This window comes from Pseudothauera nasutitermitis (genome assembly GCF_004801295.1).
Taxonomy (GTDB): Bacteria; Pseudomonadota; Gammaproteobacteria; order Burkholderiales; family Rhodocyclaceae; genus Pseudothauera; species Pseudothauera nasutitermitis.
Genome location: NZ_SSOC01000005.1, coordinates 551,532 through 566,808, shown reverse-complemented (window position 1 = coordinate 566,808; position 15,277 = coordinate 551,532). Strand labels below are relative to the sequence as shown.

General features: G+C 68.5%; 16 protein-coding genes. 12 read left to right on the top strand and 4 right to left on the bottom strand.

The genetic code is table 11. From position 1 onward, the window contains the following. Positions 1 to 39 precede the first annotated feature (39 nt). From argS to E6C76_RS15870, 6 genes are all read left to right on the top strand, one after another. The gene (gene argS / locus E6C76_RS15895; protein WP_136349200.1) at positions 40 to 1,803 is read left to right on the top strand and encodes an arginine--tRNA ligase; all 1,764 of its coding nucleotides are present in this window, start codon (positions 40 to 42) and stop codon (positions 1,801 to 1,803) included. A 15-nt stretch (positions 1,804 to 1,818) separates the two neighbouring features. Continuing rightward, the gene (locus E6C76_RS15890) at positions 1,819 to 2,388 is read left to right on the top strand and encodes an SPOR domain-containing protein (RefSeq protein ID WP_136349199.1); all 570 of its coding nucleotides are present in this window, start codon (positions 1,819 to 1,821) and stop codon (positions 2,386 to 2,388) included. A 65-nt stretch (positions 2,389 to 2,453) separates the two neighbouring features. Continuing rightward, positions 2,454 to 3,089: a thiol:disulfide interchange protein DsbA/DsbL gene (locus E6C76_RS15885; protein ID WP_136349198.1), complete on the top strand. Its 636-nt coding sequence runs from the start codon at positions 2,454 to 2,456 to the stop codon at positions 3,087 to 3,089. Between the two features lie 23 nt (positions 3,090 to 3,112). Further along, the gene (locus tag E6C76_RS15880) at positions 3,113 to 3,886 is read left to right on the top strand and encodes an SDR family oxidoreductase (RefSeq protein WP_211090245.1); all 774 of its coding nucleotides are present in this window, start codon (positions 3,113 to 3,115) and stop codon (positions 3,884 to 3,886) included. A gap of 71 nt (positions 3,887 to 3,957) precedes the next feature. Then, the gene (locus tag E6C76_RS15875; RefSeq protein WP_136349197.1) at positions 3,958 to 4,392 is read left to right on the top strand and encodes a PilZ domain-containing protein; all 435 of its coding nucleotides are present in this window, start codon (positions 3,958 to 3,960) and stop codon (positions 4,390 to 4,392) included. A gap of 99 nt (positions 4,393 to 4,491) precedes the next feature. Continuing rightward, positions 4,492 to 5,331: a helical backbone metal receptor gene (locus E6C76_RS15870; RefSeq protein ID WP_136349196.1), complete on the top strand. Its 840-nt coding sequence runs from the start codon at positions 4,492 to 4,494 to the stop codon at positions 5,329 to 5,331. On the opposite strand, the gene E6C76_RS15865 is transcribed toward E6C76_RS15870, so the two are convergent. From E6C76_RS15865 to E6C76_RS15855, 3 genes are all read right to left on the bottom strand, one after another. Next, a complete protein-coding gene (locus E6C76_RS15865) occupies positions 5,312 to 5,746 on the bottom strand; it encodes a putative toxin-antitoxin system toxin component, PIN family (RefSeq protein ID WP_136349195.1) in 435 nt (144 codons plus the stop codon). The two genes, E6C76_RS15870 and E6C76_RS15865, sit on opposite strands and share 20 nt — an antisense overlap. A gap of 104 nt (positions 5,747 to 5,850) precedes the next feature. Continuing rightward, positions 5,851 to 7,674, bottom strand: a complete 1,824-nt coding sequence (locus E6C76_RS15860; RefSeq protein ID WP_136349194.1) for a PHA/PHB synthase family protein — start codon at positions 7,672 to 7,674, stop codon at positions 5,851 to 5,853. A gap of 20 nt (positions 7,675 to 7,694) precedes the next feature. Beyond that, a complete protein-coding gene (locus E6C76_RS15855; RefSeq protein ID WP_136349193.1) occupies positions 7,695 to 8,750 on the bottom strand; it encodes an MBL fold metallo-hydrolase in 1,056 nt (351 codons plus the stop codon). A gap of 151 nt (positions 8,751 to 8,901) precedes the next feature. On the opposite strand from E6C76_RS15855, the gene E6C76_RS15850 reads away from it, so the two are divergent. From E6C76_RS15850 to E6C76_RS15825, 6 genes are all read left to right on the top strand, one after another. Further along, positions 8,902 to 9,333 carry a MerR family transcriptional regulator gene (locus tag E6C76_RS15850; protein WP_136349192.1) on the top strand — a complete coding sequence of 144 codons (432 nt, stop codon included), beginning with the start codon at positions 8,902 to 8,904 and terminating at the stop codon, positions 9,331 to 9,333. A gap of 108 nt (positions 9,334 to 9,441) precedes the next feature. Further along, positions 9,442 to 9,909: a PaaI family thioesterase gene (locus E6C76_RS15845; RefSeq protein ID WP_136349191.1), complete on the top strand. Its 468-nt coding sequence runs from the start codon at positions 9,442 to 9,444 to the stop codon at positions 9,907 to 9,909. Positions 9,910 to 9,969: 60 nt separating this feature from the next. Next, entirely contained in the window at positions 9,970 to 11,142 is a 1,173-nt protein-coding gene (locus E6C76_RS15840; RefSeq protein ID WP_136349190.1) for an isovaleryl-CoA dehydrogenase, read from the top strand. Between the two features lie 51 nt (positions 11,143 to 11,193). Next, positions 11,194 to 12,384 carry an acetyl-CoA C-acetyltransferase gene (locus tag E6C76_RS15835; RefSeq protein ID WP_136349189.1) on the top strand — a complete coding sequence of 397 codons (1,191 nt, stop codon included), beginning with the start codon at positions 11,194 to 11,196 and terminating at the stop codon, positions 12,382 to 12,384. Between the two features lie 27 nt (positions 12,385 to 12,411). Beyond that, entirely contained in the window at positions 12,412 to 13,545 is a 1,134-nt protein-coding gene (locus tag E6C76_RS15830; RefSeq protein ID WP_136349188.1) for an acyl-CoA dehydrogenase, read from the top strand. Between the two features lie 22 nt (positions 13,546 to 13,567). After that, a complete protein-coding gene (locus E6C76_RS15825) occupies positions 13,568 to 14,170 on the top strand; it encodes a 2-hydroxychromene-2-carboxylate isomerase (protein ID WP_136349187.1) in 603 nt (200 codons plus the stop codon). 54 nt (positions 14,171 to 14,224) lie between these two features. Here E6C76_RS15825 and E6C76_RS15820 read toward each other — a convergent pair whose 3' ends face one another. After that, positions 14,225 to 15,259 (bottom strand): AraC family transcriptional regulator, encoded by a 1,035-nt coding sequence (locus E6C76_RS15820; RefSeq protein WP_136349186.1) that lies wholly within the window; start codon positions 15,257 to 15,259, stop codon positions 14,225 to 14,227. Positions 15,260 to 15,277: the final 18 nt, after the last annotated feature.

Here is a 15,277-nt window from a genome sequence, read left to right as displayed (position 1 = left end):
ATCCGTTATAATTCAGCGCTTTTCGTCCCTGCGAGTGCCATGAGCGCCGATCCGAAAGTCCTCCTCACCGACCTGCTGCGCGCCGCGCTGAACAGCGTGGCGCCCGATCAGGCCGATACCGCGATCCTGCTGGAGCGTCCCAAGCAGGCCAGCCACGGCGATTTCGCCACCAATCTGGCCCTGCAGCTGGCCAAGCCGCTCAAGCGCAATCCGCGTGAACTGGCGGCCCTGCTGCTCGCCGAGCTGCCCGCGTCGCCGCTGGTGGCCAAGGCCGAAGTGGCCGGCGCCGGTTTCATCAACTTCACCCTGGCGCGCGCGGCCAAGACCGCCGTGGTGGGCGAGGTGCTGGCGCGCGGCGCGGACTATGGGCGCGGCGCGCCCACGGGGGTGAAGGTGCAGGTGGAGTTCGTTTCCGCCAACCCTACCGGCCCGCTGCACGTCGGCCACGGGCGCGGTGCGGCCTACGGCGCTTCGCTGTCGGACCTGCTGGCGTTCTCCGGCCACGAGGTCACCCGCGAGTACTACGTCAATGACGCCGGCCGGCAGATGGACATCCTGGCGCTGTCCACCTGGCTGCGCTATCTGGCCTTCTTCGGCGTCGAGGTGGATTTTCCGCCCAACGCCTACCAAGGCGATTACGTGGTCGGCATGGCGCGCGAGCTGCGCGACGCGCATCAGGACCGCTTTGCCCGCGTGACCCGCGAGCAGCTGCTGGAAGGCACGCCCGGCCTGCCGCCGGCCGAACGCAAGGACGACGAGGCCAAGCAGCAGCGCGAGGAGCATCTGGACGCGCTGATCGCCGCCGCCAAGCGCCTGCTCGGCCAGGATTATCCGTGGGTGCATGGCTTTGCGCTGAACGAGCAGCTCGGCGACGGCCGCGAGGACCTGGACGAATTCGGCGTGCGCTTCGACAAATGGTTCTCCGAGCAGAGCCTGTTCGACACCGGGCTGGTCGAGCGCGCAGTGAATCAGCTGGAGCAGGCTGGCCACCTCTACGTGCAGGATGGCGCCAAGTGGTTCCGCTCCACCGATTTCGGCGACGAGAAGGACCGCGTGGTGCAGCGCGAGAACGGCCTGTACACCTATTTCGCCTCCGACATCGCCTACCACCTCAACAAGTACGAGCGTGGCTTCGACCGCATCATCGACATCTGGGGCGCCGACCACCACGGCTACATCCCGCGCGTCAAGGGTGCCATCGCCGCGCTCGGCCTGCCGCCGGAAAAGCTCGAAGTGGCGCTGGTGCAGTTCGCCGTGCTGTACCGCAACGGGCAGAAGACCTCGATGTCCACGCGCTCGGGCGAGTTCGTCACGCTGCGCGAACTGCGCAAGGAGGTCGGCAACGACGCCTGCCGCTTCTTCTACGTGCTGCGCAAGAGCGACCAGCATCTGGACTTCGACCTCGACCTGGCCAAGAGCCAGAGCAACGAGAATCCGGTGTACTACGTGCAATATGCCCACGCGCGGGTGTGCTCGGTGCTGGCCCAATGGAACGGCGAGGCGGCGGAACTCGCCGGGGCCGATCTGGGCCGCCTGGAAAGCGAGCGCGAACTGGCCCTGTGCGCCCGCCTGGCGGTCTGGCCGGAGCTCGTGCAGAACGCGGCGGCGGACTACGCCCCGCACCAGATCGCCTTCTATCTGAAGGATCTGGCGGCCGATTTCCATGGCTGGTACAACGCCGAGCGCATGCTGGTGGAAGACGAGGCGCTCAAGCTCGCCCGCCTCGCCCTGGCCGCTGCGGTGCGCCAGGTGCTGGTCACCGGTCTGGGCCTGCTCGGCGTGTCCGCGCCGGCAACCATGTAGTCTGCGGAGAATCGCGTGAGCCGTGATCAAAAATCCGGGCGCAAGCCCGCCCGTTCCCCCGCGCGCAGCGGCGGCGGCATCGTCATTGGCATCTTCATCGGCCTGGTGCTGGGCGCGCTGTTCGCCGCCGGCGCGGCCTGGTACTTCACCCGCGCCAATCCCTTCCAGGCCGCGCCGAACATGCCGCGCGCGGCCAACGGCGATCAGCCGCCGGTGGCGCTGCCCGGCAAGCCGGGCGACCGCCCGGTGGTGCGCCAGGATTTCCAGTTCTACCAGATCCTGCCGCAGGGTGACGGGGCACCGGTAGCCCAGCCGACGCCCGCGCCGCAGCCTGCGCCGGCGCAGGCGGAGCGCCTGTACCTGCAGGTCGGCGCCTTCGAGGACCCGGGCGAGGCCGACAATCTCAAGGCCCGGCTGGCCCTGGCCGGCATCGAGGCCAGCGCGCAGCGCGGGCAGACCGCGGATGGACGCATCGTGCACCGCGTGCGCATCGGTCCGTTCGCGCGTCCGGACGAGATGGCGCCGATGCGCTCGCGCCTGGCCGAAGGCGGTTTCACCGCCACGGTGGTGCGCGCCACGCCTTGAGCGCAGCGGAACGTTTTTCACCCCGGCACCGTCTATGGTGCCGTCACAGCTCACCGGAGAACTCCATGAATCGCCGCACCGCCCTCAAGCAACTCGCCGCCCTGGGCGTACTCGCCTCCCCGGCCGCCGCCGCGCTGGCCCAGGACGCCGGCTTCGTCGTCGTCAACCCGCCCCAGCCCACCGACGAGCCGGCGCGCATCGAGGTGGTGAAGTTCTTCCATTACGGCTGCTCGCACTGCGCCAACCTGGCGCCGCTGCTCAGCCTGTGGGCCAAACAGCAGGCCGACGACGTGGTTCTGCGCCATGTGCCGGCGCAATGGAACAACCCGCAGCTCGAAGGGCTGGCGCGTTTCTACTACACCGCCGAGGCCACCGGCGACATCGGCGCGCTGCACGACAAGGTATTCGCCGCCGTGCAGCAGCAGCGCGTGCCGCTGCACACCGAAGCCGGCGTGCGCAGCTGGATCGCCGGCAAGGTGGCCGACGAGAAGCGTTTCATGGACACCTACAAGTCCTTCGGCGTGCAGTCCATGCTGCAGCGCGGCGACCAGCGCGCCCGCGCGTTCAAGATCCAGGGCGTGCCCACGCTAGTGGTCGATGGCAAATACCTGACCTCCAGTTCGATGGCCGGCGGCCACGAAGGCGCCATCCGCATGCTCGACCAGTTGGTCGCGCGCGCGCGCGCCGACCGCAAGGGCTGAGTTCCCGGCTGGCGCCGGGCGGCATGGCGCAACTACCCGCGGTCCTGATCACTGGAGCTTCCAGCGGCCTCGGCATGGCGCTGGCGCGCCACTACGCCGCGCTCGGCGTGCGCCTGGGGCTGGTGGCGCGCCGTGCCGAGGTGCTTGATGAACTGGCGCGCGAACTGCCCGGCGAGGTGCTCGCGCTGCCGGCCGATTGCGGCGATCCGGCCGCCCTGCGCGCCGTCGCCGAGCGTTTCACGGCGGCCTTCGGCGTACCCGACGTGGTCATCGCCAATGCCGGCGTGTCGGTCGGCACGCTCACCGAACACGTCGCGGATCTCGAGGCTTTCGAGCGGGTGCTGCGCACCAACCTGCTCGGCATGGTGGCCACCTTCCAGCCCTTCGTCGCACCGATGCGCGCGCGCGGCAGCGGCCGCCTGGTCGGCATCGCCTCGGTGGCCGGCATTCGTGGCCTGCCTGGGGCGGGTGCCTACTGCGCGTCCAAGGCCGGCACGATCAGCTATCTGGAAAGCCTGCGCGTGGAACTGCACGGTTCCGGCGTGCGCGTGGTCACCGTGGCGCCGGGCTACATCGCCACACCGATGACCGCAGTGAATCCGTATCCCATGCCCTTCCTGCTGCCGGCCGACGAGGCCGCGCGTCGCGTCGCCGCGGCGGTGGATGCCGGCCGGCGCTGGGTGGTCGTGCCCTGGCAGATGGGCATCGTCGCCCGCCTGCTGCGCCTGCTGCCGCGCGTATTGTTCGACACCCTGTTCGCACGCGCCGGGCGCAAGCCGCGCGGCTTGCCACTCTGAACCTTCTGCCATCCGCCCTGCATGGTTTATGATCGGCGCCCGGCAGGCACGAGATGAGGACGGAGAGCGCGATGGCGGCAAACGACGAGGCACCGGCGGGCGAAGAGCAGGACAGCGTGGAGCGGCGCAGCCGTCAGCGTTTCCTGGCGACACGTTGGGGACAGGCGTGCTTCTGGGTGATCGTCGATGACATCAAGCTGGCGCTCAACGATCTTTCGCTGGAAGGTTTCGCTTATCCGGCTTCGACTGCCCCCGCGTCCGGGCGCGATTTCCCCTTCGTGCTGGTGCGCAGCGGGGTGCCGGACGAGATCCGCGGCATCGCGCAGGTGGTCAATTATCTGCAGGACGCCGGTGGCGGACAGGCCGGTTGCGCCTTCGTGAGTTTTGAAGGCGACGGTGCGGAGCGCCTCAACGACTGGCTGGTCGCCCATGTGATCGCCAATGCCACGGTGCGCATCACCGAACAGGACGCGCGCAACATCGTCAGCGGCGGGTCGCTGATCTGAGCACCACGGCCGCCGGTCGTCCCGGGGGCGCTTGATCTGCGGCCAAGAGCCGGTCAGCATGGGCGTTGTCGGCCGTGCGCCGAATCCGGAGATGCCGGGATGACTTCCGCGCCCATGGGACAACTCATCGACGCAGCGGGCCGCGAGCACCGCCCGGCCGAGGGGCCGGTGCGCATCGTTTCCCTGGTGCCGTCGCTCACCGAACTGCTCTGCGATCTCGGGCTGACCGGGCAACTGGTCGGCCGCACCGGTTTCTGCGTGCATCCGCGCGAGGCGCTGCGCGCGGTTCCCAAGGTCGGCGGCACCAAGGACGTCAAGCTGGACGCGGTGCGCGCGCTGGCGCCCACGCATCTGATCGTCAATATCGACGAGAACCGCCGCGAGACGGTGGAGGAACTGGCCGCCAGCGTTCCGGTGGTGGTCGTCACCCATCCGTGCGCGCCGCAGGACAATCTGGCGCTCTGCGAACTGTTCGGCGGATTGTTCCGCTGTTCCGGAGAGGCGCTGCGCCTGCAGGCAGCATTGCGCGGTGCGCTCGACGAGGCGCGTGCCTTGCGAGCCGAACTGCCGGCCGAGGACGTGCTGTACCTGATCTGGCGCGAACCGTGGATGACCGTGGCGCGAGACACCTACATCTCCGCCTGCCTCGCGGAGGTCGGCTGGCGGACCGTGCCGGCCTCCGCGGCGGCGCGCTACCCGGAGGTGGATTGGCGTGCCGCGGAGATCCGCGGGGCGGCCGGGGTGCTGCTGTCGTCCGAACCCTATCGCTTCACGGCGCGGCACCTGCCCGAGGTCGAGGCGCTCGGCGGGCGTCCGGCGCAGCTGATCGATGGCGAAATGTGTTCCTGGTACGGCAGCCGGGCGGTGGCCGGCCTGCGTTATCTGGCGGCCCTGCGCCGGCGTCTGGCGGTGCGTGGACTCAACTCGCCGGAGGTATGAAGGCGTCCGGCGTGAGGATGGCGAAGCGCTCGCGCACCAGGCGGTGGCGGGCCAGGCGCAGCAGCAGCTTGTCGCGCGTGAGCAGGGCGTCGGCCTGTGCGTCGCGGGCGATTTCCAGGAATTTCTGGTCGTCCGCGTCGCGGCATTGCGGCAGCGAAGGCGGTTCCATGCCGGGCTGCGGGGCCGCGCTGCTCAGGTCGCGGTAATACGTCAGCAGTTCGGCCTGCCGCGCGGGTGTCACGCCGAACTGCGCATAGGCGAGCACGCGGCGCAGTTCTTCCAGTGCGTCGGCGCGCGCGACCAGGCCGACCCGGCGCTGTTCGGCGGCCGCGCGCAGGGCCGCCAGGCGCGGGTCTTCGAACAGCCACAAGGCCATCACGGTGTTGGTGTCGAGCACCAGGCGGGGGGAAGACATGCGTTTTCCTGGGCTTGTGCGCCGTCCGGCATGAAAAGACAGGGCGCACCGGCGGTTTCCGCGCGGTGCGCCCTGCTGTGTGTCTCAGGCCCGGAAAGCCAGTCTTACTCGGCTGCCTGGGCGTCCAGACGAATCTTGACGAAGCTGCCCGGCGCCTCTTCCAGCACCTTCAGCTTGCCCTTGGCCGGGTTGCGCGGGGCGACCTGTTCGTCGTCATGGGCCACCACCCAGGCCTGCCAGTCGGTCCACCACGAACCGGCTTGCTGCTGGGCGCCGTCGAACCATTGTCCGGCGGTTTCCGGCAGCCTGGCGACCGGATTCAGCCAGTAGCCGTACTTGTTGGCCACCGGCGGGTTGACGATGCCGGCGATGTGGCCGGAGCCGCCCAGCACGAAGCGCACCGGTCCGCCGAAATGGCGCGCGCCCGCGTAGGTGCTCTTCCACGGCGCGATGTGGTCTTCGATGGTGGAGATGAAGTAGCACGGCACCTTGATCTTGCCCAGATCGATGGGCACGCCGTCGACCTCGATGCCGCCCGGCTCGACCAGCTTGTTCTCCATGTACATCTTGCGCAGGTAGAAGCTGTGCATCTTCGCCGGCATGCGGGTGGAATCGGAGTTCCAGTACAGCAGATCGAAGGGGAACGGATCCTTGCCCATCAGGTAGTTGTTCACCACGAAGGACCAGATCAGGTCGTTGGCGCGCATCAGGTTGAAGGTGCCGGCCATTTCCGAGCCTTCCAGGTAGCCGCGCTCGAACATCTTCTTTTCCAGGCTGGTGACCTGGGTTTCGTCGATGAACACGCCCAGCTCGCCCGGGTCGGCGAAGTCGGTCATGGTGGTGAAGAAGGTCGCCGCGGCGATGCGCTTCTGCCGCTTGGCCGCCAGATAGGCCAGCGTGGTGGCCAGCAGCGTGCCGCCCAGGCAGTAGCCGGCGGCGTTCACTTCCTTCTCGCCGGTCTGCTGCTCGATGGCGTCGAGCGCGGCCAGGATGCCTTCCTGCAGGTAGGAGTCGAAGGTCTTCTCGGCCTGGCGTTCGTCCGGGTTCACCCAGGAGATCACGAACACCGTGTGGCCCTGGTCCACACACCACTTGATGTAGGAGTTCTTCTCGCGCAGGTCGAGGATGTAGAACTTGTTGATCCACGGCGGAATGACCAGCAGCGGGCGCTTGTACACCTTCTCGGTGGTCGGGGTGTACTGGATGAGCTGCATCATGTCGGTCTGGAAGACCACCTTGCCCGGCGTGGTGGCGACGTTCTTGCCCAGCTCGAAGGCCGTGGTGTCGGTCATCTTGACGCGCAGGTTGCCGCCGCCGTCCTCGATGTCGCGCAGCAGGTTGTTCAGGCCCTTGAGCAGGTTCTGGCCGTTGCTCTTCAGGGTCTCGCGGAACACCTCGGGATTGGTGACGGCGAAGTTGGACGGGCTCATCGCGTCGATGTACTGGCGCGTGTAGAAGTTGACCTTCTTCTGCGTGTGCTCGTCCAGGCCGTCCACGCAGCACACGGTGTCATGCACGTGGCGTGCGGCGATCAGGTAGGACTGCTTGATGAAGTCGAACAGGAAGTGCTGCTCCCACTCCTCGTCCTTGAAACGCTTGTCGGTCTTCTCCGGGGCGGCCACCGGGGCGGCATGCATGCCCATGAAGCGCAGCATGGAGTGCTGCCACAGCGAGAAGTAATCCCACACCAGGCCCATCTGCGCCTGGGCGAGCTTGTAGGGGTTGGCCAGCAGCTTGGCCATCATGTCCATGAAGGCCTGGGCGATGCCCAGTTCATCGGCGGGCGCGGCCACGCCTTTCTTCAACTGGCGCTGCACGTGCTCGCTGATCAGGTGCGAGGCGCGCTGGGCCACTTCGGCGTAGGTTTTGGCGAGCTCCTGGGGGTCGGGAAGCTCGGGGCGTTTTTCGTCGGTCGCGGGTGCAGCCATTTTCTTGTTCCACTCCTCTTTCAAAGGATTCTTCTGGCAAAACGGATGATGCCGTCGCTGCCGGCCTGTCCACGCAGCGCTCCGCGCGCCGCGAGGTGGTTCAGGTGGGCGATGGCCTCTCCCATGGCGAACATCACTTGATGGGTGTCCAACTCGCGCGGGAACAGCGTGTTGAGCAGTTCGCCAGCGCTGCGAGGCGTCTCGCAAGCCGCGAGCAACTCGGCACAGCGTGCGCGGTGGTGCTCGACGAGCTGGTCGATGCGCGTGCGGATCCCACGGAAGGGCCTTCCGTGCGATGGTAGCACGAGCGTATTGACCGGCAAGTTAATGATGCGCTGCAGCGAATCGAGGAAGCGGCCCAGGGGGTCGTCGTCCGGCGTGGCCGCGTAAACGCTGACATTGGTGGAAATGCGCGGTAGCAGCATATCGCCCGAAATGAGCACACCGAGTGCGGCGCAGTACAGGCTGGCATGCTCGGGCGCGTGCCCGTAGCCGGTGATCACTTCCCACTCGTGCGCGCCGATGCGCAGGCGGTCGCCGTCGATCAGCCGGCGATAGGTGGTCGGCAGCGCGGGCACGCCCCGGCGGTAGGCGTTGCCGCGTTCGGCGAGGGCGTCCAGGCGGGTTTCGTCCAGGCCGTGGGTGCGGAACTGCGCCACCATGTCCTCCACCCGGTGGCCGGGCAGTTGGTGCCAGATCGCCTGCGCACCGAGAAATTCGCCCTGGGTCATGTGGACGCGTGCGCCATGCTGTTCGGCCAGCCAGGCGGCCAGGCCGAGGTGGTCGGGGTGGCAGTGGGTGAGCACCAGGCGGCGCAGCGCGCGGCCGTCTTCGCCCAGCAGGGCCTGCCAGTGCGCGCGCACCTCGTCGAGGGCGTAGCCGGTATCCACGGCGGCCAGGGTGTCGCCGTCGTCGAGCAGCCACAGATTGACGTGGTCGAGCACGAAGGGCAGCGGCATGCGCACCCAGTACACACCGTCGGCCACGGCGAAGCGCTGGCCGCCGGCGGGTGCCTGGGTCCAGGGGGTGGTTAGCTTCGCTTCGGCGGTCGATGCGGGGGAGGGGTTTGGATTCATCGGGTTCTCCGTTGGCCGGGGCCGGGCGCGCATTGCCCAAACCCCGGAAATCTGCTTAACTCTTTCGGTTCTGAAAAGCTTTGTTGTTATAAAACAAGGCGCTAATAATTCCGGTCGGCGCATGTGGGCGCCGGCTGTCACGGGCACCGGCATGGCCACCGAACAAACCTACACCATCACCGAGCTGGCGCGCGAGTTCAGCATCACCGCGCGCGCCATCCGTTTCTATGAGGACCAGGGCCTGCTCAACCCGGCGCGCAGCGGCCGCGCGCGCATCTACAGCCGCGCCGACCGCACCCGCCTGCGCCTGACCCTGCGCGGCAAGCGCCTGGGCCTGTCGCTCGCCGAGATCAAGGAACTGCTCTACATGTACGACGGCGTGCGCAACTCGGCGCCCCAGTTGCAACGTTTCCAGGGCGTGCTCGCCGAGCGCCGCGCGGCGCTGGTGCAGCAGCGCGAGGATATCGAGGCGGTGCTCGCCGAGATCGACATGCTGGAACGCCAGTGTTCCGCCCTGCTCGGCGACAATGCCGCCGGCGCGGCCGCCGCGCGTGCCGAACTGGCGCGCCGCATGCGTGGATGAGCCGTTTTTTGCGCTTGAGTTTACGTTGACGTAAACGTAATAACAACGACAGAATGCGCACGGAACAGGCACGACGATCCGATGCACCCCACTGGAGGAGACACGACGATGCGACGTGATGCACCGATCTTCCAGCCACGCGACGCCGGCTACGCGGCGCGCGTGCGCGCCAGCTTCGAGCGCCAGCGCGCCATGGAGCTGATCGGCGCGCGCCTGCTGCTGGTGGAGCCGGGCTTCGTCGAGATCGAGCTGCCCTACCGTGAGGACATCACCCAGCAGCACGGCTACATCCACGGCGGCATCGTCGGCATGATCGCCGACAACGCCGGCGGATTCGCCGCCAACTCGCTGGTCGCGGCCGGCGCCAGCGTGCTCACCGTGGAATACAAGCTCAACCTGGTGGCCCCGGCCGAGGGCGAGCGCCTGATCGCCCGTGGCGAGGTGATCCGCCCCGGGCGCACGCTGATCGTCACCCGCGCCGACGTGTTCGCGGTGAAGGCGGAGCGCTGGAACTTGTGCGCGGTGATGCAGCAGACCATCATGGCACTGCCGGACAAGGCCGAACGCACCGCCTGAGAACAGGGCGGGCGGATCAAGACAGAAGACAGCGCATACGCGCGTGGAGGAGACGACTACATGAACATTCCCAGCCTGGATTTCGCCCTGGGCGAGACCATCGAGATGCTGCGCGACACCCTGCGCGCATTCTGCGCGGCGGAGATCGCCCCGCGCGCGGCCGAGATCGACCGGGTGAACGAATTCCCCGCCGACCTGTGGAAGAAGCTCGGCGACCTGGGCGTGCATGGCATGACCGTGGAAGAGGAATACGGCGGCACGGCGATGGGCTATCTGGCCCACATCATCGCCATGGAGGAAATCTCCCGCGCCTCGGCCTCGGTGGGCCTGTCCTACGGCGCGCACTCCAACCTGTGCGTGAACCAGATCCGCCGCAACGGCAGCGAGGCGCAGAAACGCAAGTACCTGCCCGGCCTGGTTTCCGGCGAGCAGGTGGGCGCGCTGGCGATGAGCGAACCCAACGCCGGCTCCGACGTGGTCAGCATGAAGCTGCGCGCCGACAGGAAGGGCGACCGCTACGTGCTCAACGGCGCCAAGATGTGGATCACCAACGGTGGCGATGCCGACACCCTGGTGGTGTATGCCAAGACCGACCTCGCCGCCGGCCCGAAGGGCATCACCGCCTTCCTCATCGAAAAGGGCATGAAGGGCTTCACCCACGGCACCCACCTGGACAAGCTGGGCATGCGCGGCTCCAACACCTTCCCGCTGTTCTTCGACGACGTGGAAGTGCCGGAAGAGAACGTGCTGGGCGGCGTGGGCAACGGCGTGAAAGTGCTGATGAGCGGGCTGGACTACGAGCGTGCGGTGCTCGCCGGCGGCCCGCTGGGCATCATGGCCGCGTGCATGGACGCGGTGGTGCCCTATATGCACGAGCGCAGGCAGTTCGACACCCCCATCGGCGAATTCCAGCTCATGCAGGGCAAGGTGGCCGACATGTACTCCACCTGGTCGGCCTGCCGCGCCTACGCCTATGCCGTGGGCCAGGCCTGCGACCGCGCGGACCACGCCCGCAGCCTGCGCAAGGACGCCGCCGGGGTCATCCTGTACACCGCCGAAAAGGCCACCTGGATGGCCGGCGAAGCCATCCAGGCGCTGGGCGGCGTGGGCTATACCAACGAATACCCGGTGGGCCGCCTGTGGCGCGACGCCAAGCTGTACGAGATCGGCGCCGGCACCTCGGAAATCCGCCGCATGCTGATCGGCCGGGAATTGTTCGCCGAAACCCTGTAAGTCCCGCGCGGGGCGCGCGCTCCGCCGGTACACCATTTAGGAGCACCACCTATGACCGACCCCGTCGTCATCGTTTCCGCCGCCCGCACGCCGATGGGCGGCTTCCAGGGCGAACTCGCCGCGCTCCTCGCCCCGCAACTGGGTGCGGCGGCCATCCGTGCCGCCGTCGAGCGCGCCGGGCTGTCCGCCGAGCAGGTGCAGGAAGTCATCATGGGCTGCGTGCTGCCCGCCGGCCTGGGCCAGGCCCCCGCCCGCCAGGCCGCGCTGGGTGCCGGCCTGCCGCTGGCGGCCGGGTGCACCACGATCAACAAGGTGTGCGGCTCCGGCATGAAGGCCACCATGCTGGCCCACGACCTGCTGCTCGCCGGCAGCAACGAGGTGATGGTCGCCGGCGGCATGGAATCCATGTCCAACGCCCCCTACCTGCTGCCCAAGGCGCGCGGCGGCTACCGCCTGGGCCACGGCCAGACGCTGGACCACATGTTCTTCGACGGCTTGGAAGACCGCTACTCGGACGAAACCAAGGGCCGCCTGATGGGCACCTTCGCCGAGGACTGCGCGGCACATTTCTCCTTCAGCCGCGAAGCGCAGGACGAGTTCGCCATCGCCTCCACGACCCGCGCGCAGAAGGCCATCAAGGAAGGGCTGTTCAAGTGGGAAGTGGCGCCGGTCACGGTGGCCGGCCGCAAGGGCGACGTGCTGGTGGAGAATGACGAGCAGCCGCTCAAGGCCCAGCCGGAAAAGATCCCCACGCTCAAGCCCGCGTTCAGCAAGACCGGCACGGTCACCGCCGCCAACTCCAGCTCGATCTCCGACGGCGCCGCAGCCCTGGTGCTGATGCGCCGCTCCACCGCAGAACGCCTGGGCTTCGCGCCGCTCGCCACCATCCTGGCGCACGCCACCCACGCCCAGGAGCCGCGCTGGTTCACCACCGCCCCGGTGGGCGCCATGCAAAAGGTGCTGGACAAGGCCGGCTGGCAGAGCGCGGACGTGGATCTGTGGGAGGTCAACGAAGCCTTCGCCGTGGTCACCATGGCGGCGATGAAGGAAATGAACCTGCCGCACGAGCGCGTCAACGTGCATGGCGGCGCCTGCGCGCTGGGCCATCCCATCGGCGCGTCCGGCGCGCGCATCATTGTTTCGCTGCTCGGCGCGCTGCGCCAGTACGGCAAGAAGCGCGGCGTGGCCAGCCTGTGCATCGGCGGCGGCGAAGCCACCGCGCTGGCGCTGGAACTCGCCTGATCCAGCGGGCGGAGGAGACAGAACAAAATGATCCTGACCCAGGAACAGGAAATGATCCGCGACTCCCTGCGCGCCTTTGCGCAGGAGCGCCTCGCCCCGTTCGCCGCCGGATGGGACCGCGACCACACCTTCCCGCACGAGGCGCTGAAGGAACTCGCCGGGCTCGGCGCGCTGGGCATGGTGGTGCCGGAGGAATGGGGCGGCGCCGGCATGGACTACATGAGCCTGGTGCTGGCGCTGGAAGAGATCGCCGCCGGCGACGGCGCCACCTCCACCATCGTCAGTGTGCAGAACTCGCTGGCCTGCGGCATCCCGGCGCGCTTCGGCAGCGACGCGCAGAAGGAACAGTGGCTGAAGCCCCTGGCGCGCGGCGAGAAGCTGGGCTGCTTCTGCCTCACCGAGCCGCATGTGGGTTCGGATGCCTCGGCCATCCGCACCTCCGCGGTGAAGGACGGCAACGAGTGGGTGCTCAACGGCGTCAAGCAGTTCATCACCACCGGACGCGAGGCGGACGTGGCGATCGTCTTCGCGGTCACCGACAAGGCCGCGGGCAAGAAGGGCATCTCCTGCTTCCTGGTGCCCTGCGACAACCCCGGCTACATCGTCGCGCGCATCGAGGAGAAGATGGGCCAGAAGGCCTCGGACACCGCGCAGATCCTGCTGGAGAACTGCCGCATCCCGGCGGAGAACCTGCTCGGTGCGGAAGGTGAGGGCTACCGCATCGCGCTGTCCAACCTGGAAGCCGGGCGCATCGGCATCGCCGCGCAATGCCTGGGCATGGCGCGCGCCGCGCTGGAAGCAGCGGTGAAGTATGCGCAGGAGCGCGAAGCCTTCGGCAAGCCCATCTTCGAGCACCAGGCGGTGAACTTCCGCCTGGCCGACATGGCCACCCGGCTGGAGGCAGCGCGCCAGCTGGTGTGGCATGCCGCCAGCCTGAAGGACGCCGGCCGGCCCTGCCTGAAGGAGGCCTCGATGGCCAAGCTGTTCGCCTCCGAGATGGCCGAGGCGGTGTGCTCCGACGCCATCCAGGTGCATGGCGGCTACGGCTACGTGAGCGACTTCCCCGTCGAGCGCATCTACCGCGACGTGCGGGTGTGCCAGATCTACGAGGGCGCCAGCGACATCCAGCGCCTTGTCATCGGCCGCGCACTGGCCGGCTGAACGCACGGGCGGAGGTAAAACGATGGCCGAACCGATCGACTTCTACTTCGACTTCTCCTCGCCCTACGGTTATTTCATGGCCGAGAAGATCGACGCCCTGGCCGCGGCCCACGGCCGCGCGGTGCGCTGGCGCCCCTTCCTGCTGGGTGCGGTATACAAGCAGACCGGCGGCGGGCCGATGCTCGCGGCCGAGTTGAAGGGCCCCTACGCCTACCGGGACTTCGACCGCACGGCGCGCTTCCTGGGCCTGCCGTGGACGGTGCCGGCGGTCTTCCCGATCGGCACCCAGGTGGCGGCGCGCACCTTCTACTGGCTGGACGAGCGCGACCCGGCGCTGGCCCGGCGCTTTGCCCAGGACGTCTACCGCGCCTACTTCGCCGAGGGCCGCGACATTTCGCAGGAAACGCTGGTACTGGACATCGCCGCGGCCGCCGGGGCGGACCGCGCCGCGCTGGCCGGGGCGCTGGCGGGGGAGGCGGTCCGCCAGCGGCTGAAGGACGAATGCGCCCAGGCCATCGCCCACGGCGTGTTCGGCTCGCCTTTCGTGTTCGTGGACGGCGAGCCCTTCTGGGGCGTGGACCGCATTCCGCAGATCGAGCGCTGGCTGGAGACGGGCGGGTTCTGAGCCCCGCCTGCCCGCCACGGTGCGCCGGGTGTTTCCCGGTCGCCGTGGCGGCCCTCAGTCCTGGCGCCTGAATCGCCTCGGCGTGGTGCCCGTCCACGCCCGGAACGCCCGCGAGAAGCTTTTCTCGCTGTCGAAGCCCACGGCCGCCGCCACCTGCTTCACCGGCTTTTGCGTCTGCAACAGCAGTTTGATGGCCTGCTCGCGCCGCACCTCGTTCTTCAGGCGTTGCAGCGAAAGGCCCTCTTCCTTCAACTGGCGGTGCAGCGTGCGTACCGAGACGTTGAGCCGCGCGGCGACGTCCTCCGCCGTGTGGGCGGCGTCCGGGGCGGCGGCGAGGATTTGCCCGACGCTGTGCACCAGCAGGCGGTCGCGGCGGTACTGGTGCACGGTGAGCGGCAGGGCCCGCTGCAACATGGCGCGCAGGGCGTTCTCGTCGCGGCGCAGGGGCAGGGCGAGGTAGCGGGCGTCGAAGCTGAAGCCGGCGGTCTGCGCGTCGAAGCGCAGCGGGCCAGGGAACAGGTAGGGGTAGGCGTCCGCGTGCGGCGGGGCGGGAAAGGGCAGGGTGGTCTCGGCCAGCGCGATGCGCGAGTCGATCAGCCAGCAAGCATAGCCCAGCAGGTTGCGCAGCATGGAAACCAGGCAGAACTCGCGCATCTCGCCGAAGTCGCGCGCTTCGCGGATGCGCAGGGTGGCCGCGTGGCGGGCCTGGGTGAACTCCAGCGTGAGGTCTTCGGTGAGCAGGCGGTGGTGGCGGCACCAGCGTTTGAGGGCGATTTCCAGCGTCGGCGAGGTGAGCGAGGCGCGCGCCAGCATGCCGTAGCTGCCCCACGGTAGCCGGCGCGAGAACCAGCCCAGCGCCTCGTCGTCCAGCTCCTGCATGGCCAGCGCCGAGATGGTTTCCATCTGCGCGGCGGTGACGCGGGCGGCGGGGTCGTCCAGCGATGCCTGCGGAATCCGCGCCTGGCGCAGGGCGCTGGCCGGATCCATTCCCCGCGCGCGGTAGCCCAGGATTATCGCGCGGATGAAGGCGACCGGCGTCTCGGCACGGCCACGGGTGAGGTCGGCGGGGGCGGGGAGCAGGGTTTTCATGAAGTTCGATCCTGCGCA

Bases quoted from the DNA above. Each gene is read 5' to 3' on its own strand.
- E6C76_RS15835 (WP_136349189.1), top strand. From the start codon at position 11,194: ATGACCGACCCCGTCGTCATCGTTTCCGCCGCCCGCACGCCGATGGGC.
- E6C76_RS15830 (WP_136349188.1), top strand. From the start codon at position 12,412: ATGATCCTGACCCAGGAACAGGAAATGATCCGCGACTCCCTGCGCGCC.
- argS (WP_136349200.1), top strand. From the start codon at position 40: ATGAGCGCCGATCCGAAAGTCCTCCTCACCGACCTGCTGCGCGCCGCG.
- E6C76_RS15865 (WP_136349195.1), bottom strand. From the start codon at position 5,746: ATGTCTTCCCCCCGCCTGGTGCTCGACACCAACACCGTGATGGCCTTG.
- E6C76_RS15825 (WP_136349187.1), top strand. From the start codon at position 13,568: ATGGCCGAACCGATCGACTTCTACTTCGACTTCTCCTCGCCCTACGGT.
- E6C76_RS15855 (WP_136349193.1), bottom strand. From the start codon at position 8,750: ATGAATCCAAACCCCTCCCCCGCATCGACCGCCGAAGCGAAGCTAACC.
- E6C76_RS15840 (WP_136349190.1), top strand. From the start codon at position 9,970: ATGAACATTCCCAGCCTGGATTTCGCCCTGGGCGAGACCATCGAGATG.
- E6C76_RS15850 (WP_136349192.1), top strand. From the start codon at position 8,902: ATGGCCACCGAACAAACCTACACCATCACCGAGCTGGCGCGCGAGTTC.
- E6C76_RS15875 (WP_136349197.1), top strand. From the start codon at position 3,958: ATGGCGGCAAACGACGAGGCACCGGCGGGCGAAGAGCAGGACAGCGTG.
- E6C76_RS15820 (WP_136349186.1), bottom strand. From the start codon at position 15,259: ATGAAAACCCTGCTCCCCGCCCCCGCCGACCTCACCCGTGGCCGTGCC.
- E6C76_RS15870 (WP_136349196.1), top strand. From the start codon at position 4,492: ATGACTTCCGCGCCCATGGGACAACTCATCGACGCAGCGGGCCGCGAG.
- E6C76_RS15860 (WP_136349194.1), bottom strand. From the start codon at position 7,674: ATGGCTGCACCCGCGACCGACGAAAAACGCCCCGAGCTTCCCGACCCC.
- E6C76_RS15885 (WP_136349198.1), top strand. From the start codon at position 2,454: ATGAATCGCCGCACCGCCCTCAAGCAACTCGCCGCCCTGGGCGTACTC.
- E6C76_RS15880 (WP_211090245.1), top strand. From the start codon at position 3,113: ATGGCGCAACTACCCGCGGTCCTGATCACTGGAGCTTCCAGCGGCCTC.
- E6C76_RS15845 (WP_136349191.1), top strand. From the start codon at position 9,442: ATGCGACGTGATGCACCGATCTTCCAGCCACGCGACGCCGGCTACGCG.